General features: G+C 59.6%; 20 protein-coding genes and 1 other RNA gene. 16 read left to right on the top strand and 5 right to left on the bottom strand.

Going from position 1 to position 22,116, the window contains the following annotated elements; genetic code table 11:
• Positions 1–198 precede the first annotated feature (198 nt).
• Positions 199–927: a sugar transferase gene (locus tag ACZ5A6_RS13150; protein ID WP_113291285.1), complete on the top strand. Its 729-nt coding sequence runs from the start codon at positions 199–201 to the stop codon at positions 925–927.
• Positions 928–1,006: 79 nt separating this feature from the next.
• Here ACZ5A6_RS13150 and ACZ5A6_RS13145 read toward each other — a convergent pair whose 3' ends face one another.
• Positions 1,007–1,579: a c-type cytochrome gene (locus tag ACZ5A6_RS13145; RefSeq protein ID WP_003514328.1), complete on the bottom strand. Its 573-nt coding sequence runs from the start codon at positions 1,577–1,579 to the stop codon at positions 1,007–1,009.
• A gap of 150 nt (positions 1,580–1,729) precedes the next feature.
• Between ACZ5A6_RS13145 and ACZ5A6_RS13140 the strand changes: the two genes are divergently transcribed.
• Complete coding sequence (locus ACZ5A6_RS13140) at positions 1,730–2,485, top strand: 3-deoxy-manno-octulosonate cytidylyltransferase (protein WP_038489351.1); 756 nt, start codon at positions 1,730–1,732, stop codon at positions 2,483–2,485.
• Positions 2,486–2,496: 11 nt separating this feature from the next.
• The gene (locus ACZ5A6_RS13135; RefSeq protein ID WP_464110958.1) at positions 2,497–3,372 is read left to right on the top strand and encodes a prephenate dehydratase; all 876 of its coding nucleotides are present in this window, start codon (positions 2,497–2,499) and stop codon (positions 3,370–3,372) included.
• A 15-nt stretch (positions 3,373–3,387) separates the two neighbouring features.
• Here ACZ5A6_RS13135 and nudC read toward each other — a convergent pair whose 3' ends face one another.
• Together nudC and ACZ5A6_RS13125 are read right to left on the bottom strand one after the other, a co-directional pair.
• On the bottom strand, positions 3,388–4,350 hold the full coding sequence (nudC, locus tag ACZ5A6_RS13130; RefSeq protein ID WP_003514323.1) for an NAD(+) diphosphatase: 963 nt from the start codon (positions 4,348–4,350) through the stop codon (positions 3,388–3,390).
• The gene (locus ACZ5A6_RS13125; protein WP_161986907.1) at positions 4,350–4,778 is read right to left on the bottom strand and encodes an HIT domain-containing protein; all 429 of its coding nucleotides are present in this window, start codon (positions 4,776–4,778) and stop codon (positions 4,350–4,352) included. Before ACZ5A6_RS13125 ends, nudC begins: the two co-directional genes overlap by 1 nt.
• 65 nt (positions 4,779–4,843) lie before the next feature.
• Between ACZ5A6_RS13125 and ffs the strand changes: the two genes are divergently transcribed.
• The 3 genes from ffs to ACZ5A6_RS13110 all read left to right on the top strand — a co-directional run bounded on the left by ffs (position 4,844) and on the right by ACZ5A6_RS13110 (position 7,331).
• An RNA gene (ffs, locus tag ACZ5A6_RS13120) (signal recognition particle sRNA small type) lies at positions 4,844–4,940 on the top strand.
• 162 nt (positions 4,941–5,102) lie between these two features.
• Positions 5,103–6,980 (top strand): DNA polymerase III subunit gamma/tau, encoded by a 1,878-nt coding sequence (locus tag ACZ5A6_RS13115; RefSeq protein ID WP_464110957.1) that lies wholly within the window; start codon positions 5,103–5,105, stop codon positions 6,978–6,980.
• A 27-nt stretch (positions 6,981–7,007) separates the two neighbouring features.
• Positions 7,008–7,331 carry a YbaB/EbfC family nucleoid-associated protein gene (locus tag ACZ5A6_RS13110; protein WP_003514318.1) on the top strand — a complete coding sequence of 108 codons (324 nt, stop codon included), beginning with the start codon at positions 7,008–7,010 and terminating at the stop codon, positions 7,329–7,331.
• Between the two features lie 13 nt (positions 7,332–7,344).
• Here ACZ5A6_RS13110 and ACZ5A6_RS13105 read toward each other — a convergent pair whose 3' ends face one another.
• The gene (locus tag ACZ5A6_RS13105; protein ID WP_174060630.1) at positions 7,345–7,980 is read right to left on the bottom strand and encodes an MOSC domain-containing protein; all 636 of its coding nucleotides are present in this window, start codon (positions 7,978–7,980) and stop codon (positions 7,345–7,347) included.
• A 37-nt stretch (positions 7,981–8,017) separates the two neighbouring features.
• Here ACZ5A6_RS13105 and recR point away from each other — a divergent pair, with 37 nt between their 5' ends.
• Both recR and ACZ5A6_RS13095 read left to right on the top strand, forming a co-directional pair.
• Entirely contained in the window at positions 8,018–8,623 is a 606-nt protein-coding gene (gene recR, locus ACZ5A6_RS13100; protein WP_003514308.1) for a recombination mediator RecR, read from the top strand.
• Between the two features lie 123 nt (positions 8,624–8,746).
• Positions 8,747–9,985 (top strand): lytic murein transglycosylase, encoded by a 1,239-nt coding sequence (locus ACZ5A6_RS13095; protein WP_370647620.1) that lies wholly within the window; start codon positions 8,747–8,749, stop codon positions 9,983–9,985.
• 89 nt (positions 9,986–10,074) lie between these two features.
• On the opposite strand, the gene ACZ5A6_RS13090 is transcribed toward ACZ5A6_RS13095, so the two are convergent.
• The gene (locus tag ACZ5A6_RS13090; protein WP_174060629.1) at positions 10,075–11,703 is read right to left on the bottom strand and encodes an MFS transporter; all 1,629 of its coding nucleotides are present in this window, start codon (positions 11,701–11,703) and stop codon (positions 10,075–10,077) included.
• Between the two features lie 287 nt (positions 11,704–11,990).
• Here ACZ5A6_RS13090 and rimP point away from each other — a divergent pair, with 287 nt between their 5' ends.
• The 8 genes from rimP (at position 11,991) to pnp (ending at position 22,111) form a co-directional block, all read left to right on the top strand.
• Positions 11,991–12,587 (top strand): ribosome maturation factor RimP, encoded by a 597-nt coding sequence (rimP, locus tag ACZ5A6_RS13085; protein WP_003514299.1) that lies wholly within the window; start codon positions 11,991–11,993, stop codon positions 12,585–12,587.
• Between the two features lie 64 nt (positions 12,588–12,651).
• Complete coding sequence (nusA, locus tag ACZ5A6_RS13080) at positions 12,652–14,268, top strand: transcription termination factor NusA (RefSeq protein WP_003514298.1); 1,617 nt, start codon at positions 12,652–12,654, stop codon at positions 14,266–14,268.
• Complete coding sequence (locus ACZ5A6_RS13075; protein ID WP_003514297.1) at positions 14,265–14,966, top strand: RNA-binding protein; 702 nt, start codon at positions 14,265–14,267, stop codon at positions 14,964–14,966. Before nusA ends, ACZ5A6_RS13075 begins: the two co-directional genes overlap by 4 nt.
• Before the next feature lie 102 nt (positions 14,967–15,068).
• Positions 15,069–17,816: a translation initiation factor IF-2 gene (gene infB / locus ACZ5A6_RS13070; RefSeq protein ID WP_003514296.1), complete on the top strand. Its 2,748-nt coding sequence runs from the start codon at positions 15,069–15,071 to the stop codon at positions 17,814–17,816.
• Between the two features lie 75 nt (positions 17,817–17,891).
• Positions 17,892–18,308, top strand: a complete 417-nt coding sequence (gene rbfA / locus ACZ5A6_RS13065) for a 30S ribosome-binding factor RbfA (RefSeq protein ID WP_003507167.1) — start codon at positions 17,892–17,894, stop codon at positions 18,306–18,308.
• 3 nt (positions 18,309–18,311) lie between these two features.
• Complete coding sequence (gene truB / locus ACZ5A6_RS13060; RefSeq protein ID WP_003514295.1) at positions 18,312–19,259, top strand: tRNA pseudouridine(55) synthase TruB; 948 nt, start codon at positions 18,312–18,314, stop codon at positions 19,257–19,259.
• A 163-nt stretch (positions 19,260–19,422) separates the two neighbouring features.
• Entirely contained in the window at positions 19,423–19,692 is a 270-nt protein-coding gene (gene rpsO / locus ACZ5A6_RS13055; protein WP_003514294.1) for a 30S ribosomal protein S15, read from the top strand.
• Positions 19,693–19,963: 271 nt separating this feature from the next.
• On the top strand, positions 19,964–22,111 hold the full coding sequence (pnp, locus tag ACZ5A6_RS13050) for a polyribonucleotide nucleotidyltransferase (protein WP_003514278.1): 2,148 nt from the start codon (positions 19,964–19,966) through the stop codon (positions 22,109–22,111).
• The last annotated feature ends 5 nt before the right edge of the window (positions 22,112–22,116 follow it).

Genomic DNA, 22,116 nt, shown 5'->3' with positions numbered 1-22,116 from the left:
ACCGAATGGGCAACCAACGCAGCCAAGAGCGGAGACCGCGCTTGTGTTTGCAACATATGCGTGCATCCACGTTAACCGTAGATTGCTATTTGCGCAAAAACGATTACATTTCGGATGACTTTTTACGGTAAATGAGTTATTAATCGTTCATATAAATTAATTTTCTTGTTTCAAAATAACTTTTCAGGGCTTCATATTATGCTGGGTACTAAAGGCTCATCGCATGCCGTGTTTTACGGCGCCCCTTATCCTGCGGCTGTCACTTTCGACGCGGCGGAAACACAACCTTCCATTTCAGAAACCAACACGTCGGTGTTCCTGCGCAGCCAGTTAGTGCTCAAAAGAACGATCGACATTGCAGGGGCGTCCATCGCCCTTGTCGCACTCGCGCCCGTATTGCTGACCGTCGCGGCGCTGGTCAAACTCGACAGCAAAGGGCCGGTCCTGTTCTCACAAGTCCGTTGGGGCATGAACGGGCGAAAGATCAGGGTCTATAAATTTCGCTCGATGCGGACCGAACTGGGCGATGCCACCGGCGTGGCGCAAACGGTAAAGAACGATCCGAGGATAACCCGGATCGGCGCCGTGCTTCGCCGCACAAATGTCGACGAGCTGCCACAGCTCATCAACGTCTTGAAAGGCGACATGTCGCTGGTGGGTCCGCGCTGCCATGCCATCGGCATGCTGGCCGCCGGCCGTCTTTATGAGGAACTTGTTCCCCACTACCACCTGCGGCACCGGATGCGGCCAGGCATTACCGGTCTTGCCCAGATGCGGGGTTTGCGCGGCCCGACGGATCGCAGTGACAAGGCGCGTGCCCGCATCGTGTCCGATCTTTATTACGTCGACAATTTTTCCGTCTGGCTGGATATCAAGATCATGATCGGAACGGTCATTTCCGAATTGCGCGGCGGCAAGGGTTTCTGATCTTTCAGAAATCAGACAGATAGAATCAAAAAAGCCCGGCAGCGATGCCGGGCTTTTCTCATGAAATCACCATATTCCGTCAGTTTATCGGCACGGGAGCCGCAGCCGGATCCGGCAGCGGCGCCGGGTTTGCCGACAGCGTGCGCAGATAAGCGATGAGATCGGCGCGTTCCGTCTCCTTCTTCACACCCGCAAAGCCCATGGCCGTGCCGGGAACGTGTTTCTTGGGAGCTTCGATGAAGTAGCTGAGATGATCGTAATCCCAGTGCACGGAACCGCCCTTGGAGAAATCCTTCATTGCTGCGGAGTAGCTGAAACCCGCATGGCTGGCGATCGGCCGGTTGACGATATCGAAGAGATTGGGGCCGACCTTGTTTGCACCACCACTCTCTCCGGTATGACAGCTCGTACACTTCTTGAAGACCGCCTCACCCTTGGCAGCATCCGCGCTGGCGAGCAATTTCGCGATCGGGGTTGCTGCTGCTGCGGGTTCGCCTGCAGCCTCGCCGCCGCTCGCTTCCGCGACGATGGCGTAACCTTCCTTTTCCGGGGTGGGCGCATGAAAAATGCCCTCAGACGCAATTGACACCGACATCAGAACGAAAACCGTGCCCAGCAACGCCCCAACGCCCATATTTACATAAGAATTCATCTATATGCGCTCCCTCGCATCCGCTCCATATAACCGGGCATCTTGAAATTATTCAAAAGCTATGGCTTTTGCACAGCCTGCGCAACTTGAATAATATTCCCCACTCCGTGACGTTTTGACACTTTTCGGTTGGGATTTGAAGGGTGTCGGATGAAGAATCGGGAATTCGAGAAAGCTGTCGTCCTTATACCGGCGCGGATGGCATCGACACGGCTTCCGGGCAAGCCTCTCGCGGATATTGGCGGCAAACCGATGATTGTGCAGGTTGCACTCAGGGCGCGTGAAGCTGGCGCGACGCGCATCGTCGTTGCAGTCGATGACGAACAGGTATTTTCAGCCGTAAAAAATGCCGGTTTCGACGTAATGATGACGCGCGATGATCACCAATCCGGTTCGGACCGCATTTTCGAGGCGCTGCAGAAGGCCGACCCCTATGGCAACGCCGAATATATCATCAATGTTCAGGGCGACCTTCCGACCATCGAAGCGGAAACGATCCGCGCCTCGTTGCGCCCGTTGGAAAATGCCGCCGTCGACATTGCCACGCTGACGGTGGAGATCACCGACGAGGAAGAAAAGACCAATCCGAACGTGGTGAAAGTGGTTGGCAGCCCGCTTTCCGAGACGCGATTGCGCGCGCTTTATTTTACCCGCGCGACTGCGCCCTATGGCGACGGACCGCTTTATCATCACATCGGCCTTTATACCTATCGCCGCGCCGCCCTTGAAACGTTCGTGAGGCTTCAGCCTTCGCCACTCGAGAAGCGCGAAAGGCTGGAACAATTGCGCGCGCTGGAAGCGGGCATGCGTATTGATGCCGAAATCGTTCACTCCGTGCCGCTTGGCGTTGATACGCCGCACGATCTCGAAAAAGCCCGCACTATTCTCGCAAACCGAACCCTCTGATGGATAATTCCATGACCTTGAGCACAAACCGCATTGCCTTTCAGGGCGAATTTGGCGCGAATTCCGACATGGCATGCCGCGACATGTTCCCGGATATGGAGCCTTTGCCGTGCCCGACATTCGAGGATGCTTTCAATGCCGTCGAAAACTGCGAAGCCGATCTCGGCATGATCCCGATCGAGAACACGCTTGCCGGTCGAGTTGCCGATATCCATCATCTGCTGCCGGAATCACGCCTTCACATCATCGGTGAATATTTCATGCCGATCCGCTTCCAGCTGATGGTTATACCGGGCGTGAAGAAAGACGAGATCCGCACCGTTCACAGCCACATCCACGCGCTTGGCCAGTGCCGCAAGATCATCCGTTCCAACGGCTGGAAGCCAGTCGTTGCCGGCGATACGGCTGGAGCGGCGAGACTGGTTTCTGAAAAGGGTGATCGCAGCATGGCAGCGCTTGCACCGCGTCTTGCCGCCGGTCTCTACGGCCTTGATATCATGGCTGAAAATGTCGAGGATTCAGAAAACAACATTACCCGTTTCGTAATTCTTTCGCGCGATGAGAACTGGGTCAAACGCCAGTCCCAAGGCGAAGCACCGGATGAAACCATCGTCACGACCTTCGTGTTCAATGTCCGCAACATTCCGGCGGCACTTTATAAGGCAATGGGCGGTTTCGCGACGAATGGCATCAACATGACGAAGCTGGAAAGCTACCAGCTCGGCGGAAGGTTCGTGGCAACGCAGTTCTATGCCGATATCGAAGGCCATCCGGATGACGAGCCGGTGCGGCACGCGCTGGACGAGCTGCGCTTCTTTTCCGAGAAGGTCCGAATTCTCGGCGTCTACAAGGGTCATGCGATGCGCGGCAAGCTCAACCAGAGCTGAGCCTGCCGCAAATCTTCATTTCGTCCATTCCACCCAGTCGCGCATCAGCCGGTGCGCGATGGCACCGCCCGGAGGCGCGGAAAAGCCCTCGCCCGCAGCAGCCTCCAGCATCGTGGCCACCTCCGCCCGCGTGAACCAGCGGCAATCCTCCAGCTCGATCTCATCGCGGGAAATATCGAACGAGAGAGCCTCGGCATAACAGCCGATCATCAGCGTGTGCGGCATCGGCCAGGGCTGGGAAGCGTGATAGCGCACGCGGCCGATTTCGACGCCGGATTCTTCATGCGTCTCGCGGCGCACGGCCTGCTCGATCGTTTCGCCCGGCTCCACGAAACCGGCGAGGCAGGAATACATGCCCGGCGCAAAATGCGCGCCGCGTCCGAGCAGGCAAAGATCGCGCTCGATATCGATCGTCATCATGATGACAACGGGATCGGTTCGGGGAAAAATGGTGTGATTGCAGGCGGCGCATATGCGCTTGTAGCCGCCGATACGCAATTCCATCGTGCCGCCGCACCGTCCGCAGAAGCGGTTGTCGGCATTCCAGTGCGTAAGGCTGACGGCCTGGGCAACCTCGCTCAGCAATTCCTCATCGAGAAGATGATCGCGATAAAGGGTGCGGGCATCGGCCAGCTTGTAGTGGCTCGCCAGCGTGTCTTCCGTGACGGCGACCGGCACCGCAATTCTCGGTTCGCCGGTTTCGCGGTATCCAAGCAGAACGGCATTGTCGAAATCCGGCTGCAATTCCGCCAGCTCATAGGCGGAAAACAGGGGATCTATGACCTGCTCGTCATGTTTCAGGACAAGCCGGTTGCCGGAGAAGGCAAAAATATGGGTGCCATCGACTTTCAGCGCATCGGCAACGCAGTCTTCCGTCCGCTTTTCGGCGAACCGGTTGAGGGCGTTCTTGGAAAAGGCTGTCAGCAGGCTTGCTTCGGGATGGGGAGCAGTGGTTTCGAAAATAGTCATTGATATCATCAGAGCGCGCCGGATATTTTTTTCATCAAGGATTCCTTTTCGCCCGGGCCATAGGGCACTGGCGTCCCGTGACCCCAGATTGGGCCGGGCCAGCAGGTGTCGCCTTCGTTGCGGGCGATAATATGGACGTGAAGTTGCCGGACGATATTGCCCAGCGCGCCGACATTGATCTTGGTGGCCCCGGTAACGTCCTTCAGCGCGGAGGCGACGAGATTGGTCTCGAACGTCAGCACGGCCTGATCGAGCGGAGTAAGATCGAACAGCTCGCTGGCGCCGCCTCTCTGTGGCACCAGCACCAGCCAGGGCCAGCGGCTGTCGTTCTGCAAACGCAGCTCGCATAGTCCCAAACGCATTACAAGCGCACTGTCGCGCGCCAGCCTGTCGTCCAGCCGGAATGTCTCCAAGGCGTCCTCCATGTTTGTTTTCATTGTGATAGCAGTTTTTTGAAGGCTTGGCTTGCATTTGCTTTCGATATTGCCGATATGTGGCCCCGGGAGGTTGGTGGTGGACGAGCCACTCGCCAACCGGGTCAGGTCCGGAAGGAAGCAGCCCTAACGAGCCAGGCACGGGTCGCCGTGCCAGCCTCCCACCCTTTTTAAATTCCGCTCAGCTTTCGCCGGGCCGGTTCAGCCTGAAAGCGGCCCCTGCGTATCGGCATGATGTGCAGACTTTAGAGGAATAGAGCGTGCCTGATGCGTCCAATGGGACGCACGGCGCTCTAGGACAAACTGGCAAAATAAACTGGCGAGGCGATGAGCGACACCTTACCCACCACATCAAGCGAATCCCCGGGCGGGACCGGCTACCGGGTACTGGCACGCAAATATCGTCCGAAGGATTTTTCCGATCTGATGGTCGGCCAGGAGCCGATGGTCCGCACGCTGACGAATGCGTTCGAGACCGGCCGCATCGCGCAGGCCTATATGCTGACCGGCGTTCGCGGTGTGGGCAAGACGACCACCGCGCGTATTCTTGCACGTGCGCTGAACTACAAGACCGACACCATCGACAAACCGACCATCGACCTGCGTATCCCCGGCGAACATTGTCAGGCGATCATGGAAGGCCGTCATGTCGACGTGATCGAGATGGACGCTGCCTCCCATACCGGTATTGACGACATTCGCGAGATCATCGAGCAGGTGCGTTACCGCCCGGTTTCGGCGCGCTATAAAGTCTATATCATCGACGAAGTGCACATGCTCTCGACGCAGGCCTTCAACGGTCTTCTGAAGACGTTGGAAGAGCCGCCGGAACATGTGAAATTCATCTTCGCAACCACTGAAATCCGCAAGGTTCCGATCACCGTGCTGTCGCGGTGCCAGCGCTTCGACCTGCGCCGCATCAGCGCCGCCGATCTCGTCGGCCTGTTCACTGCCATTGCCGGCAAGGAAGGTTTCGAGGCCGAACCGCAGGCGCTCTCAATGATTGCCCGCGCGGCTGAGGGTTCCGCCCGTGACGGGCTTTCCCTGCTCGATCAGGCGATCGCCCATGGCGGCGGACGCGTGGAAGCCGAGGCGGTGCGCGGCATGCTGGGTCTTGCCGACCGGGCGCGCATCGTCGATCTTTTCCAGCACATCATCAAAGGCGATGTCGCGGCGGCACTTTCGGAATTCAACGGTCAATACGAGGCAGGCGCCAACCCCGTCGTCGTGCTGAACGACCTTGCCGATTTCACTCACCTCGTCACCCGCATGAAATATGTGCCGGATGCGGCGGAAGATCCCTCGCTGTCCGAGATCGAACGCGTGCGTGGCGCGGAATTTGCCGAGACAATCGCCGTGACTGCGCTGTCGCGTATCTGGCAGATGCTGCTCAAGGGTATTCCGGAAACTGAAAATGCCTCACGTCCTGCGGGTGCGGCCGAAATGGTGTTGATCCGCCTTTCGCACGCCGCCAATCTTCCGGCACCGGAAGACGCGGCGCGACGCCTGCTCGAACTTTCCAACAGCGATGGCGGCTATTCCAATGGCGCGCCTTCGGGTGGCGGCAATGGCGGAGGTGCGCGGGCCTATTCCTCAGGACAGACAGTGGCCGCAGGAAGACCTGTGGAGCTTTCCGCCCAGAGGCCAGCAAGCTCGCAGCCTTCGACCATGCTGCGCGCCGTGCCTGACAGCCGCCCGCAGGAAATGCAGGTCGCGGCACCAAAAACCGAAGAACGGCCGGAGCCGAAGGTTCCCGTCAACTCTCTTCAGGACATTGCCGACCTGTGCCAGAAAAATCGCGATCCCGTCATGCGGGCGAAGGTTCGCAACTTCGTACGGCTGGTGCGGCTGGAGCCGGGCCGGCTCGACATGCGCCTCGGCGATGGCGCACCCGGATCGCTCCCCGGCGAGCTTGGTGTGAAGCTGAAAGAGTGGACCGGTATCCACTGGATCGTCAGCCTTAGCAAGGAACAGGGTCAGCCGACGCTGGTTGAAGCCGAGGGGAGTGCGCGCGACGCCCGCCTCGTGGATGCGAGGCAGGACCCTGACGTGGCAGCCATTCTTCAACAGTTTCCAGGTGCAAAAATCACCGACGTGCGCATTCGCGTCTCCCAGCAGGACGAGCCGGACGAGATCGCCCCGCCGCCTTCGGTTGCCGAATCGAGCGAGGGCGACATCCTTCCCGGCGACGATATCGAATTTTAATACATAACAAAAACAGGAGTTTGGCACATGCGCGACATCATGGGCATGATGGGCAAGGTCAAGGAAATGCAGGCCAAGATGGAAAAGATGCAGGCGGATATCGCCGCGCTTGAAGTCGAAGGCAAGTCCGGCGGCGGTCTCGTCACCGTGAAGCTGAATGGCAAGGGCAGCCTGCTGGGCCTGAAGATCGATCCGTCTCTCTTCAAGGAAGACGATGTCGAAATTCTCGAAGACCTGATCGTCGCCGCCCACAATGACGCCAAGGAGCGCGCCGAGGCCATCACCGCTGAAAAGACCAAGGAAATCACGGCTGGCCTGCCGATCCCGCCCGGCATGAAGCTGCCGTTCTGATATTCTTACGAATTCAGACTTCCAGCATGGCGCGGAACCGGCTCGCAAGCGGGGTACCGAGATATGCGGCACGTTCGTCCCTGGTAAGCTGCATGGGGCGGAAGCGCTGGAGAATGACCGGTATGGGCAGTTTCGTTCCCTGATAGGGTTCGAAAGCGATGCCTTCGCCGGCGCTGAGCATTCCACCTTTCAGAACCCGGCAATAAAAGCCCGGCTGCCCCGCCTGCCGAAAACGCGGCGCGAATCCGGGATCGCCGAGCCGGGCTGACAGGGTGGCGCAGGGAATGCGGGCGGCGGTCACTTCCAGCACCACTTCCTCGGCTGAAAACCTGTCGCCGACATGCAGTTTTGCACTATCGACACCCTCCAGAACCAGATTTTCGCCGAAAAATCCTGGCTCAACCGCAAAACCCAGCGTACGCGACCAGAAATCGAGATCGACGGAGCCCATGGCGTAGATCGCCTGATCCGGCCCGCCGTGATGTTTACGATTGCAGACAGCGTCGCTGACGATGCCTTGCGCATCCACCATCACCGCGCCCTGCACGGCATATTTGAAAATACCCGTCTTCGCCGTCTTTCCCGGCAAGGCCTTCGCCTCGCCCCGGCACACTGCCCGTATTTTCATGGACTGCCCTTCGCGCTTCATGATTCCCGTTTCCCGATTTATGCAGTAGAAAGCGCTCATGGCAAAACGAGTCACCGGTCCCGAAATCGAAAAACTGATCCAGCTGCTTGCAAAAGTGCCGGGGCTTGGGCCTCGCTCGGCGCGGCGGGCGGCGCTGCATCTCATCAAGAAGAAGGAACAGCTTCTTGGACCGCTGGGCCACGCGATGGGTGAAGCCTATGACAAGGTGAAGATCTGCTCGTGCTGCGGCAATGTCGATACCATCGATCCCTGCACGGTCTGCGCCGATGATAGACGCGACCAGTCGGTCATCATCGTGGTGGAAGACGTGTCGGATCTGTGGGCGCTGGAGCGAGCAGGCGCCATGAATACCGCCTATCATGTGCTTGGTGGCACGCTGTCGCCGCTCGATGGCGTCGGGCCGGAAGATTTGAACATCAAGGGACTGATCGATCGCGTCAGCGCCGGCGGTATTCGCGAGCTCATCATCGCCGTCAATGCGACGGTGGAGGGACAGGCAACAGCCCATTACATCACCGACCGCCTGGCCGATCTCGGCATCAAGATCACCCGGCTTGCCCATGGCGTGCCTGTTGGCGGCGAGCTGGACTATCTCGACGAGGGCACATTGACGGCGGCGCTGCGCGCTCGCACAACGATCTGACGCCTTCTTTCCCTGTCCGTCACTCGAAGAGGAGACCGAATGCGAAACCGATTTGATTCTTTGTTTTGGCGCATTTCCAGACGGAAAACCGGCCTCCACTTTTCTTGGAAAAGCCTCAAGGCATTGGCCGCCATTCTTTCCGTTTTTTCAGCAACGGACGCTCTGGCGCAATCCGCGCCGACAGGTGCCGCTGCTGCCCGGTACGATGCCGATTTCAATGCATGGCTGAAAAAGGAAATCTGGCCGGAAGCGCGCAAGGCGGGAATTTCGCAAAAGACGCTGGAGGCTGCGCTGAGCGGCCTTTCCATCAACTGGAGTCTGCCTGATCTCGTCATCCCCGGCCAGAAGCCGCCGAAGGAACAGAGCCAGAGCCAGGCCGAATTTTCATCGCCCGGCGCTTATTTCTCCGAAAAACGATTGCAGGGGCTTGCCGCCACCGGCCGCTCTCTGGCCGCGACGCATGCCGCCACCCTTCGCAGGATCGAAGCCAAATATGGCGTGCCCGGCGATGTCGTCGTGGCGATCTGGGGCCGCGAATCCGGTTTCGGCCGTGCGAAACTGCCGCATTCGGTTGTCGATGTGCTGGCGACGAAAGCCTATATGTCGACCCGCAAGGAGATGTTCCGCACTGAGCTGATCGATGCGCTGAAGATCGTCGAAAGCGGCGATATTGCGGCCTCGCGCATGATGGGGTCGTGGGCAGGCGCGCTCGGTCAGCCGCAATTCATGCCGTCGAGCTATCTCAAATATGCCGTTGATTTCGATGGCGACGGCCACCGCGATATCTGGAACTCCGTGCCGGACGCATTGGCATCCATAGCGAACTATCTTTCGCAGCGCGGCTGGCAGAGGGATCGCGACTGGGGCTTCGAAGTGTCTATACCCGGCAACGTCTCCTGCGCCCAGGAAGGCCCGGATCTTGCCCGGCCGGTGAGTGCGTGGGCGAAGATGGGGATCACCCGCATTTCCGGAAAGGCCTTTCCATCCAACGACCTCTCCGCCGACGGCATGATGCTTGTGCCGGCCGGGCGGCACGGGCCGGAATTCGTGGTGACGCCGAATTTCTACGTCATTAAGGAATACAATAATTCCGATCTCTACGCGCTGTTCATCGGCAATCTCGCCGACCGCATCTCCCATGGGGCGGGGCCGTTCAAGGGCGAATGGGGCAATGTCGGATCGATGTTGCGCTCCGACGTTCTTGCCATGCAGAAGGCACTGGTCGCCAAGGGCTATGATGTCGGCAAGGCGGACGGGCTGGCCGGCTTCAAGACACGCCGGTCACTGGGCGACTGGCAGGCGAAAAACGGTCTGTCACCGACCTGCTTTCCCGATGCTACGCTGAAAGCGAAGCTGAAATAGCAGCTTACTGGCGACGTGTGAAACCACTCCTCCGTCATGCGCGGGCTTGTCCCGAGCATGACGTCGCCACTACTTAGCCCTATCGTCTCTCAATGCTGGTCCGTATGCGGCTTGTGGAAGATGTCATCTGTCGGCGGAATGGTTTGCCGCTCGATCATCCGGTGCACGCGGGGCCGTGTCTTGCCGCGATGAAGGGCTAGCAGCCGGTCCCAGGCTTCCGCATCCGCCTGGGTGCGGCGGTGGTTGTGGCGGACATATTCCACCCATGTCAGCACATGGTAGCTTTCCGTCCAGATATCAGGATTTTCCAGATCACGCATCAGGTTCCAGTTGCGCGCGCCATCGCGCAGGCGAATGCGGCGGCGCTCGGCCATCAACGGCAGGAATTCGCCGAGATCCTCGTCATGAATTTCATAGTCTATGAGAATGGCAATCGGCCCGCTGCGCGGCTTGATATCGAGCCTTAGCGGCGGTTCGACGAAGCGGTTGAGCGGATCGAGATTGAGTGAAGCAAAAGCGGGCATGGCGAGTTTGAGGCCGACGACGACGCCAAGCAGCATCAGCACGCACGAACCGAGAAGGGAATAGGAAATACCGTAATCTTCCGCCAGTTCGCCCCACAGCCAACTGCCGACGGCGATGCCGCCGAAGGTCAGCGTCTGGTAAAGCGACAGCGCCCGGCCCACCACCCAGCGCGGGGCAGAAAGCTGGACGATGGTATTGAACAGGGAAAGCGCCAGAACCCAGCAGGCGCCGGCAATAGTCAAAACAAGCGAGGTTACGATCGCGTTCGTGCTGATCGCCGTCACGCCGGAACTGAAGGCGAAGCCCAAAAAGGCGACACGCACGATCCATTCGCTGGACAGAATCTCGCGAAGTCTGGCGCTGACGAGCGCGCCGCCGATGGCGCCGACGCCGAACGCACCCAGCATGACGCCGTAGGTCAGCGGGCCACCCTCGACCAGATCGCGGGCAACGATCGGCATCAGCGCCAGGATGGCGCTGGCGGAAAGGCCGAAGAGAAAGCCACGCACCAGAACCTTGCCTATATTCGGCGACATCGCCACATAACGCATCCCGGCCGATATGGCGGCAAGAAGCTGCTCGCGCGGCAAGGTCGAGGCATATTTGGGCGGCTGCCAGCGAACCAGCGCGTAGATGAGGGCGAAATAGCTGAGCGCGTTCACGAAAAACGCAGCCGCGGCACCGGCGGCAGCGACGATGATGCCGCCGATGGCAGGACCGACGCTGCGGGTGATGTTGAAGCCCACGCTGTTCAGTGTCACGGCAGCGGGCAGATCCTCACGCGGCACCATTTCGCCGACGGACGCCTGCCAGGACGGATTGTTGAGCGCCGTGCCACAGCCGATCATGAAGGTGAAGAAGAGCAGCAACCACGGAGTGAGCCAGCCGGACCAGGCAAAAACCGTCAGCAGCACGGAAGCCGTCAGCATCAGGATCTGAGCGGAAATCATGATGCGGCGGCGGTCGAAACTATCGGCCAGAGCGCCTGAAATCAGCGAAAACATCATGATCGGCAGCGAGGTGGAGGCCTGTACCAGCGCGATCATGTTTTCGGAACTCGACAGCGAGGTCATCATCCACGCGGCGCCAACCGCCTGGATCAGACCGCCGAAATTCGAGGCAAGGCTCGCGATCCAGATTCGTCTGTAAGTCAAATGCCTTAAAGGCGCGAGTGGCGATTTACGGTCAGGCACGATCAGTCCACTTGATGCAACTGCGATTTGTCAAACGGCAACTATAGACAGTGCCGGAAATCATGCCACCCTTTCCGACACGGTGACGGTGAAAATGTGGCCGAAGCCGTGACTGAAGCGCCCTGCCCGCGAAAACCTTGCAATCCTGCCCTGATGGGTCTATATGACCTTTGAAATTCTTGATCGCTTGATGAAGAGTGGGGCCGCAAGGCTCCGCTCTTTTTCGTTAGGCGAACCGGAAACCACGGGCTGAGCGCCCGGTGAAAATCTAAAGACCGGAAGGCCAGATGGCAGACACCGTACATGAACCGCGACTGATAACCGAAACGGGAATCGACCAGCGCATCGCCGAAATCATCGAGCCTGTTTTGACGGGCATGGGATATCTTCTGGTGCGCGTGCGGCTCTCCAACCAGAACGGCATGACCCTGCAGGTGATGGCCGAGCGGGAAGACGGCACCATGACCGTCGAGGGCTGCGAAGCCGTGTCAATGGCGATTTCACCGGTTCTTGATGTGGAAGATCCGGTCGATAAGGCGTATCATCTCGAAGTTTCCTCGCCCGGCATCGACCGGCCGATGGTTCGCAAGTCGGATTTCACCCGTTGGCAGGGCCATCTGGTGAAGGCCGAAACCTCCATTCTGGTCGAAAACCGCAAGCGGTTTCGCGGCAAGATCGTCGAGGTGGATGCGGACGGCTTCAAGCTGGAACGCGACCAGATCGCCTATGGCGACGAACCGACAGTCACCATTCCGTTCAGCGCGCTTTCCGATGCGAAGCTCATTCTGACGGACGACCTTATTCGTGATGCGCTGCGGGCAGACAAGGCGGCAAAGGCCGCCGCCGCAAACCAGAACGACGAAAACGAAGCAGACGAAGACTAATTCCAACGTAAAAGCCCGGAAAACGGGTGATCCCCGCAATTATGCGACTTACGGAGACAAAAAAATGGCAGTGAGTGCTAACCGGCTTGAGCTTCTGCAGATCGCCGATGCTGTGGCGCGCGAAAAGGTCATCGACCGCGAAATCGTGCTTGCAGCAATGGCCGACGCTATCCAGAAAGCCGCCCGCTCGCGCTATGGTTCGGAAACCAACATTCGCGCCGACATCAACTCCAAGACCGGCGAAATCCGCCTGCAGCGTCTTCTGGAAGTGGTAGAGACGGCCGAAGACTATTCGACCCAGATTCCGCTCGAACTTGCCCGCGACCGCAACCCGGACGCCAAGCTCGGCGATTTCATCGCCGATCCGCTGCCGCCGATGGATTTCGGCCGTATCGCCGCACAGTCCGCCAAGCAGGTCATCGTTCAGAAGGTGCGCGAAGCAGAACGCGACCGTCAGTATGACGAATTCAAGGATCGCATCGGCGAAATCGTCAACGGCACCGTCAAGCGCGTCGAATACGGCAATGTCATCGTCGATCTGGGCCGTGGCGAAGGCATCATCCGTCGCGACGAGATGATTCCGCGGGAAAACATGCGTTATGGCGACCGTGTACGCGCTTACGTCTACGACGTTCGCCGCGAGCAGCGTGGCCCGCAGATTTTCCTGTCGCGTACCCATCCGCAGTTCATGGTGAAGCTGTTCACCATGGAAGTTCCTGAAATCTACGACGGCATCATCCAGATCAAGTCGGTTGCCCGTGACCCCGGTTCGCGCGCCAAGATCGCCGTCATCTCGAACGACTCGTCGATCGATCCGGTCGGCGCCTGCGTCGGTATGCGCGGTTCGCGCGTTCAGGCCGTTGTTGGCGAATTGCAGGGCGAAAAGATCGACATCATTCCGTGGAGCCAGGAGCCGGCATCCTTTATCGTCAATGCCCTGCAGCCCGCTGAAGTGGCCAAGGTCGTTCTGGATGAAGAATCCGAGCGCATCGAGGTTGTGGTTCCCGACGAGCAGCTTTCGCTCGCCATCGGCCGCCGCGGCCAGAACGTACGTCTGGCATCGCAGCTGACCGGCTGGGATATCGACATCATGACCGAGCAGGAAGAATCCGAGCGTCGCCAGAAGGAATTCAACGAGCGCACGGCACTCTTCATGGACGCCCTCGACGTTGACGAGATGGTTGGTCAGGTTCTGGCTTCCGAAGGCTTCGCGCAGGTTGAAGAACTTGCCTATGTCGATCTTGGCGAAATTTCCTCGATCGACGGCTTCGACGATGACACCGCCGATGAAATCCAGACCCGCGCCCGCGAATATCTGGAACGCCTGGAAGCCGAAATGGACGCCAAGCGCAAGGAACTCGGCGTTGCCGACGAGCTGCGCCAGATCGAAGGCCTGACCTCGCAGATGATGGTCGCCCTTGGTGAAGACGGTATCAAGACCATCGAGGACTTTGCCGGTTGCGCCGCAGACGATCTGGTCGGCTGGAGCGAACGCAAGGACGGCGAGACGAAGAAGTTCGAAGGCATCTTCTCCAAGCTCGACGTATCGCGCGTCGAAGCTGAGAACATGGTTGTGCAGGCCCGTCTTCTGGCAGGCTGGATCACGGCCGAGGATCTGGCTTCCGAAGAAGAAGTCGATGCGGAAGCTACTGAGGAGGCGGATACCGCCGAACAGGAATGACATCGCAGGTGCATGAGCCGGACGAGCTGCCCGAAACCGATGAGGACGGGCGGCTGGAAGGCAACGTCAATGGACGTATGTGCATTGTGACAAGGCAGAGCGGATCTCCAGACGAGTTGATCCGCTTCGTCGCAGGGCCGGACGGCAACGTCGTTCCGGACCTGAAACGCCAATTGCCGGGGCGCGGATGCTGGGTAAAACCGGAGCGCGCCCTGATAGAGAAAGCCATCGCGAAGAAGATCTTCGCACGGGCGCTCAAACGCGACGTCAAGGCCGGGCCGGAGCTTCTCGCTCTTCTCGACCGGCTTATGTCGCAGCAGCTTGCCGGAATGATGAACATGGCGCGCAAGGCGGGTCAGTTCATCAGCGGCGCGACGAAAGTCGATGCCGCCGTCCGTTCGGGGAATGCGATTGCCGTGTTCCACGCAACCGATGCCGCGGCAGACGGCGTGCGAAAACTGGACCAGGCCCGCAAGGCCTGGGAGCTCGGCAGCGATGCCGGCAATGAAATTCCGTCCTTCCGGCTCTTTAGCGAAGCCGAAATGGACGAGTTGATGGGCCAGAATGCTTTTATCCATGCTTGCGCGCTTGCGGGGCAGGCGGGTGAGGGTGTAGTGAAGCGCGCAAAGATGCTTAAGCAGTACCGCCTTGGCGGTCAGCCTGAGGCGGAACGCGACGCTGCCCGGACAGTACAATGACGCGGTTGCCAAACATGAACGGCCGCCGCGTTCCGATGCAGCAATTGAACGACGAGACCTGATGGATGTCATCCGGTTCTCGTCCGTAGGAACGGGAACGGAATGACCGACAACAACGACGACAAGACACTCAATGCGCCGGCCAAGAAGACTCTTACCCTGAAACCGGGCGGGATGAATCAGGGCACCGTGCGGCAGGACATGGGTCGAGGTCGCACCAACGCGGTTGTCGTGGAAACACGCAAGCGCCGCCCCCTGCGTCCCGAAGACGAGAAGCCGGTTCAGCCTGTCGTGGCGGCAGCTCCGGCGCCGAAGCCGGCAGCGCCTGCCCCTTCGGCACCGCGTCCGCAGGCCCCACAGCAACGCATTCAACAGCCGAGCAACCAACAGCAGCGTCCGGGTTCTTCCCATTCGCAGCAGCGCCCCGGCTCGTCCGCACCGCAGCAGCGTCAGCCTGACCGTCCGCGCGGCAACGTTCTGCACGACCTGTCCGCAGGCGAGATGGAAGCCCGCCGCCGTGCGCTGATAGAAGCGCAGGCTCGCGATGTTATCGAAGCCAAGCAGCGCGCCGAAGACGAAGCCCGCCGCAAGGTGGAAGAAGAACAACGCATCGCCGCTGAAAAGATCGAAGCCGAAAACCGCGCTGCCGAAGAGGCTGCTGCGGCAAAGATCGCTGCGAGCCAGCCTGTTACGGAAGCGAAATCCGATCTGTCCGGCGAAAAGCCGGCTGCGGCCGCTGCGCCGGCGCCACGCGCTGACGCCCGTCCCCAGCCTGTTGCTCCCCGTTCCGCTCCCGCCACGCCCGACGCCGCCGCTCCCCGCGGACGCCGCACCGGTGGTGACGACGAGGACGATCGCGGCGCAGTCCGTCGTGGCAGCAGCCTTCCGGCTCGTGGCAAGGTCGTGGCTCCGGTTCCGGCCAAGCCTGCAGCCCGCCTGAAGACCGAAGAAGAGCGCCGTCGTGGCAAGCTGACCGTGACCGCCGCCAATCTGGAAGAAGATGGTACGCCGCGTGGCCGCTCGATGGCATCCATGCGCCGCCGCCAGGAGAAATTCCGTCGCAGCCAGATGCAGGAAACCCGCGAAAAGGTTCTGCGCGAAGTCATCCTGCCGGAAACCATCACCATTCAGGAACTGTCGCAGCGTATGTCCGAGCGCGCCGTTGACGTCATCAAGTTCCTGATGAAGGAAGGCCAGATGCTGAAGCCGGGCGACGTGATCGACGCCGATCTGGCGGAACTGATCGCGGTCGAATTCGGCCATACGGTCAAGCGCGTTTCCGAATCCGACGTTGAAGAGGGTCTCTTCAACAAGGCTGACGATGAAGGCGAGATGGTTTCCCGTCCGCCGGTCGTGACCATCATGGGCCACGTCGACCACGGCAAGACCTCGCTGCTCGACGCTATCCGTCAGGCGAATGTCGTTGCTGGCGAGGCCGGTGGCATCACCCAGCATATCGGCGCCTATCAGGTCGAAAAGAACGGTCAGAAGATCACCTTCATCGACACCCCCGGCCACGCCGCCTTTACGGCAATGCGTGCCCGTGGTGCGCAGGCAACCGACATCGCCGTGCTGGTTGTTGCAGCCGACGACAGCGTGATGCCGCAGACGATCGAGTCGATTAACCATGCGAAGGCGGCCGGTGTTCCGATCGTCGTTGCGATCAACAAGATCGACAAGCACGAGGCAAACCCTGAAAAGGTTCGCCAGCAGCTGCTGCAGCACGAAGTGTTCGTGGAATCGATGGGTGGTGAAGTTCTTGATGTCGAAGTGTCGGCCAAGAACAAGCTCAACCTCGACAAGCTGCTCGAAGCGATCCTGCTTCAGGCAGAAATCCTCGATCTCAAGGCGGATCCAAGCCGCACTGCGGAAGGCACGGTCATCGAAGCCGAGCTGGACCGTGGACGTGGTGCCGTCGCGACCGTTCTCGTGCAGAAGGGTACACTGAAGCCCGGCCAGATCATCGTTGCCGGCGATCAGTGGGGCCGTGTGCGCGCGCTCGTCAACGACAAGGGCGACCATGTCAAGGAAGCCGGTCCGGCCATGCCGGTCGAAATCCTCGGCCTTTCCGGTACGCCGTCGGCCGGTGACCGTTTTGCGGTTGTCGAAAACGAAGGTCGTGCTCGCGAGATCTCCGAATACCGCCAGCGTCTGGCTCGCGACAAGGCTGTTGCCCGTCAGACCGGTCAGCGCGGCTCGCTGGAACAGATGATGAGCCAGTTGCAGACTTCGGGATTGAAGGAATTCCCGCTGGTCATCAAGGCGGACGTGCAAGGTTCGGTCGAAGCCATTATCGCTTCGCTCGACAAGCTCGGCACAGACGAAGTCCGCGCTCGTGTCGTTCACTCTGGTGCTGGTGCCATCACGGAATCGGATATCTCGCTTGCCGAGGCATCGAACGCCGCGATCATCGGCTTCAACGTTCGCGCCAACGCACAGGCACGTACGGCGTCCGAACGCGCCGGTATCGAAATCCGCTACTACAACATCATCTACGATCTGGTGGATGACGTGAAGGCGGCGATGTCGGGTCTGCTTTCGCCGGAACGTCGCGAGACCTTCCTCGGCAATGCCGAAATCCTCGAGGTGTTCAACATCACCAAGGTCGGTAAGGTCGCGGGTTGCCGCGTCGTCGAGGGCAAGGTGGAACGTGGTGCGGGTGTGCGTCTGGTGCGCGACAACGTCGTTATCCACGAAGGCAAGCTCAAGACCCTCAAGCGCTTCAAGGACGAAGTCAACGAAGTGCCTGTTGGTCAGGAGTGCGGTATGGCCTTCGAGAATTACGAAGACATTCGCGCCGGCGACACCATCGAGTGCTTCCGCGTCGAACACATTACGAGAACGCTCTAAGCGTCTCGCCGCAAAACAGGACTTTTCTGTCGGGCGCCGGCTTCACCGGCGCTCGCTCCGTTTGAGGCATTACCCATGGCAAAAGCTACATCATCGGCCCCTTCGCAACGCATGCTCCGTGTTGGCGAACAGGTGCGCGCCGCACTGACCCAGATTCTCCAGCGCGGCGAAGTCCGCGACGATCTGATCGAAGGAACCGTCATTTCCATTTCGGAAGTGCGCATGTCTCCCGATCTCAAGATCGCAACCGCTTACGTGACGCCGCTTGGCGTTGCGGATCATACCGACATCATCACGGCGCTCAACCGCCATGCCAAGTTCATGCGCGGCCGCCTCGGCCCGCAGCTGCGGCAGATGAAATACATGCCGGAACTGCGTTTCCGCGACGATACGAGTTTCGACAACTACCAGAAGATCGACGCACTCCTGCGGTCACCGGAGGTGCAGCGCGATCTGGGACCTTCGAACGAAAAAGACGACGAACAGAACTGAAGCATGTCCAAACCACGCAAACAGCAGAACCGCAAACCCAAGGGCCGCCCGATTTCGGGCTGGCTCATTCTCGACAAGCCGCTCGATTTCGGCTCAACCGAAGCCGTTTCCAAGATCAAATGGCTGTTCAACGCCCAGAAGGCAGGTCACGCCGGAACGCTCGACCCCTTGGCGTCCGGCATGCTGCCGATTGCCCTCGGTGACGCCACAAAGACCGTTCCTTACGTCATGGACGGCCGGAAAATCTACGAGTTTACCGTCACCTGGGGTGAAGAACGCGCAACCGACGATCTGGAAGGCGAGGTAGTCAACTCCTCCGACCAGCGCCCGGACGAACAGGCGATCCGCGATATTCTGCCCAATTATACCGGCGTGATCATGCAGACGCCGCCGCAGTTTTCCGCCATCAAGATCGCCGGCGAGCGGGCCTATGATCTGGCGCGTGAAGGCGAAACGGTGGAGATTCCCGCGCGCGAGGTGGAAATTCACCGTCTGACGCTGCTCGCCTGCCCCGACGCTGACACCGCTCATTTCGAAGTGGAATGCGGCAAGGGTACCTATGTGCGGGCGCTTGCGCGCGACATGGGCCGGGATCTCGGTTGTTTCGGTCATATTTCGCAATTGCGCCGTACCATGGTCGCGCCATTCGGCGAGGACATGATGGTACCGCTCGAAACCTTGACGGCGCTCGAAGCCATCGAAGACCGCGACGAGCGGCTTGAAGCGCTCGATGCTTTTCTGATCGACACGGCGGAAGCGCTTTCATCCCTTCCCCACCTCATCATCAATGATGATCAGGCACACCGGCTGAAGATGGGCAATCCGATCCTGCTGCGCGGGCGTGATGCGCCGGCCAATCACCCGGAGGCCTATGCCACTGCGCATGGCAAGCTCATTGCCATCGGCGAGATCGGCGAGGGTGAATTCCGGCCGAAGCGCGTTTTCGGTTGAGACGAGCCTTGAGGGGCGCCGTCAATCGCCTCTTTCAATTGTACCCGGAATAGTTTATAGGCAGCGCCAGCTTGGGCTTTGCCTATGCTGCCGAATGGCCAGAGCTGGACGACATCCCGGCTCTAGGCGTCCCATTTTTCCTTAAAATAGAAAGGATCGTCCGATGTCGATTACTGCAGAGCGCAAAGCCGCCCTCATCAAGGAATATGCAACGAACGAAGGCGACACCGGTTCTCCGGAAGTTCAGGTCGCTATTCTGACCGAGCGGATCAACAACCTGACCGGTCACTTCAAGGACCACAAGAAGGACAACCACTCCCGTCGTGGCCTTCTGACGCTGGTTTCGAGCCGCCGTTCGCTTCTCGACTATCTGAAGAAGAAGGACGAAGCCCGTTACAGCAAGCTGATCGGTGCTCTCGGCATTCGCCGCTAAAACCTTATCCGGCGGGTTTCGCAACGATACCCGCCGGTTTTTATATCTGGCCTTTTGAAGGTCATCTTCAATTTCCGGGCGTTCGCCATAGATGTGGCCCCCGGACGATAAGGCAGCCCCGGATGGGCCGGTGCAGCCTTTTCAACCGCAGACCTGTCATGGGGCAGGATTGCCGGATGCTTGCACCTTGAAAAGCCTCCGGCTGTCTTGCCCGTGATTGCGTCGTTCGTTGCCCCCTCGCAAGGCGGGCATACACAAACAAGGACAAGATATGTTCAATAAACACTCCGTGGAAATCGAATGGGCTGGCCGCCCGCTGAAGCTCGAGACAGGCAAGGTTGCCCGTCAGGCTGACGGCGCCGTCATCGCAACCTACGGCGAGACGATGGTTCTTGCGACGGTGGTTTCCGCAAAGTCTCCGAAGCCGGGACAGGACTTCTTCCCGCTCACCGTGAACTACCAGGAAAAGACCTACGCAGCCGGCAAGATCCCCGGCGGCTATTTCAAGCGCGAAGGCCGTCCGTCGGAAAAGGAAACGCTGGTTTCCCGCCTGATCGACCGTCCGATCCGCCCGCTGTTTCCTGAAGGCTACAAGAACGACACGCAGGTTGTCGTAACGGTCATTCAGCACGACCTCGAAAATGACCCCGACGTTCTGTCGATGGTTGCCGCATCCGCTGCGCTCACACTGTCTGGCATTCCTTTCATGGGCCCGGTCGGCGGCGCGCGCGTTGGCTATATCAACGGCGAATATGTTCTGAACCCGCATCTTGATGAGATGGATGAATCGGTTCTGGATCTGGTTGTTGCCGGCACGCAGGACGCCGTCCTGATGGTGGAGTCGGAAGCCAAGGAACTCAACGAAGACGTCATGCTCGGCGCCGTCATGTTCGGCCATCGCGGCTTCCAGCCGGTTATCGACGCGATCATCAAGCTCGCTGAAGTTGCCGCCAAGGAACCGCGCGAGTTCGAACCGGAAGATTTCTCCGCGCTCGAAAACGAAATGCTCGGCCTTGCCGAAACCGAACTGCGCACCGCCTACAAGATCACCGAAAAGGCTGCCCGTTACGCCGCCGTCGACGCCGTAAAGGCGAAGGTCAAGGCTCACTTCCTGCCGGAAGAAGGCGAAGCGAAGTATAGCCCTGAAGAAATCGGCGCTGTCTTCAAGCACCTTCAGGCGAAGATCGTTCGCTGGAACGTTCTCGACACCAAGAGCCGCATCGATGGCCGCGACCTCTCGACCGTTCGTCCGATCGTTTCGGAAGTTGGCATCCTGCCGCGTACGCACGGCTCGGCGCTGTTCACCCGTGGTGAAACCCAGGCGATCGTTGTTGCGACGCTCGGCACCGGCGAAGACGAACAGTATGTCGACAGCCTGACCGGCATGTACAAGGAACGTTTCCTTCTGCATTACAACTTCCCGCCCTACTCGGTCGGTGAAACGGGCCGTATGGGCTCCCCGGGCCGTCGCGAAATCGGTCACGGCAAGCTCGCATGGCGCGCTATCCGTCCGATGCTGCCGACTGCGGAACAGTTCCCCTACACGCTGCGCGTCGTATCCGAAATCACCGAGTCCAACGGCTCTTCGTCGATGGCAACGGTTTGCGGCACCTCGCTTGCACTGATGGACGCTGGCGTACCGCTGGCCAAGCCAGTTGCCGGTATCGCCATGGGCCTTATCCTCGAAGGCGAGCGCTTTGCGGTTCTCTCCGACATCCTGGGTGACGAAGATCACCTCGGCGATATGGACTTCAAGGTTGCAGGTACTGCCGACGGCATCACCTCGCTGCAGATGGACATCAAGATCGCCGGTATCACCGAAGAGATCATGAAGATCGCTCTGGAGCAGGCACAGGGTGGCCGCAAGCACATCCTCGGCGAGATGGCGAATGCCATCACCGAGAGCCGCGGCCAGCTTGGCGAATTCGCACCGCGCATCGAAGTGATGAACATTCCGGTCGACAAGATCCGTGAAGTCATCGGTTCGGGCGGCAAGGTCATCCGCGAAATCGTCGAAAAGACCGGCGCCAAGATCAACATCGAAGACGACGGCACCGTCAAGATCGCTTCTGCTTCCGGCAAGGAAATCGAAGCGGCCCGCAAGTGGATCCATTCGATCGTTGCAGAACCGGAAGTCGGCCAGATCTACGAAGGTACGGTCGTCAAGACCGCTGACTTCGGCGCTTTCGTCAACTTCTTCGGCGCCCGCGACGGCCTCGTTCACATCTCGCAGCTCGCTTCCGAGCGTGTCGCCAAGACCTCCGACGTCGTCAAGGAAGGCGACAAGGTCTGGGTCAAGCTGATGGGCTTCGACGAGCGTGGCAAGGTTCGCCTGTCCATGAAGGTTGTCGACCAGGCAACCGGCAAGGAAGTTGCCGCAGACAAGAAGAAGGAAGATGGCGAAGCCGCTGCCGAGTAAGGCAG

Source organism: Agrobacterium sp. 6Ca8 (genome assembly GCF_055382765.1).
This window is presented reverse-complemented; position numbering and strand designations above follow the sequence as displayed.

Bases quoted from the DNA above. Each gene is read 5' to 3' on its own strand.
- ACZ5A6_RS13140 (WP_038489351.1), top strand. From the start codon at position 1,730: ATGAAGAATCGGGAATTCGAGAAAGCTGTCGTCCTTATACCGGCGCGG.
- ACZ5A6_RS13075 (WP_003514297.1), top strand. From the start codon at position 14,265: ATGACATCGCAGGTGCATGAGCCGGACGAGCTGCCCGAAACCGATGAG.
- rpsO (WP_003514294.1), top strand. From the start codon at position 19,423: ATGTCGATTACTGCAGAGCGCAAAGCCGCCCTCATCAAGGAATATGCA.
- ACZ5A6_RS13145 (WP_003514328.1), bottom strand. From the start codon at position 1,579: ATGAATTCTTATGTAAATATGGGCGTTGGGGCGTTGCTGGGCACGGTT.
- nusA (WP_003514298.1), top strand. From the start codon at position 12,652: ATGGCAGTGAGTGCTAACCGGCTTGAGCTTCTGCAGATCGCCGATGCT.
- infB (WP_003514296.1), top strand. From the start codon at position 15,069: ATGACCGACAACAACGACGACAAGACACTCAATGCGCCGGCCAAGAAG.
- nudC (WP_003514323.1), bottom strand. From the start codon at position 4,350: ATGATATCAATGACTATTTTCGAAACCACTGCTCCCCATCCCGAAGCA.
- ACZ5A6_RS13135 (WP_464110958.1), top strand. From the start codon at position 2,497: ATGACCTTGAGCACAAACCGCATTGCCTTTCAGGGCGAATTTGGCGCG.
- truB (WP_003514295.1), top strand. From the start codon at position 18,312: ATGTCCAAACCACGCAAACAGCAGAACCGCAAACCCAAGGGCCGCCCG.
- ACZ5A6_RS13105 (WP_174060630.1), bottom strand. From the start codon at position 7,980: ATGAAGCGCGAAGGGCAGTCCATGAAAATACGGGCAGTGTGCCGGGGC.
- pnp (WP_003514278.1), top strand. From the start codon at position 19,964: ATGTTCAATAAACACTCCGTGGAAATCGAATGGGCTGGCCGCCCGCTG.
- rbfA (WP_003507167.1), top strand. From the start codon at position 17,892: ATGGCAAAAGCTACATCATCGGCCCCTTCGCAACGCATGCTCCGTGTT.
- ACZ5A6_RS13150 (WP_113291285.1), top strand. From the start codon at position 199: ATGCTGGGTACTAAAGGCTCATCGCATGCCGTGTTTTACGGCGCCCCT.
- recR (WP_003514308.1), top strand. From the start codon at position 8,018: ATGGCAAAACGAGTCACCGGTCCCGAAATCGAAAAACTGATCCAGCTG.
- ACZ5A6_RS13115 (WP_464110957.1), top strand. From the start codon at position 5,103: ATGAGCGACACCTTACCCACCACATCAAGCGAATCCCCGGGCGGGACC.
- ACZ5A6_RS13125 (WP_161986907.1), bottom strand. From the start codon at position 4,778: ATGAAAACAAACATGGAGGACGCCTTGGAGACATTCCGGCTGGACGAC.
- ACZ5A6_RS13110 (WP_003514318.1), top strand. From the start codon at position 7,008: ATGCGCGACATCATGGGCATGATGGGCAAGGTCAAGGAAATGCAGGCC.
- rimP (WP_003514299.1), top strand. From the start codon at position 11,991: ATGGCAGACACCGTACATGAACCGCGACTGATAACCGAAACGGGAATC.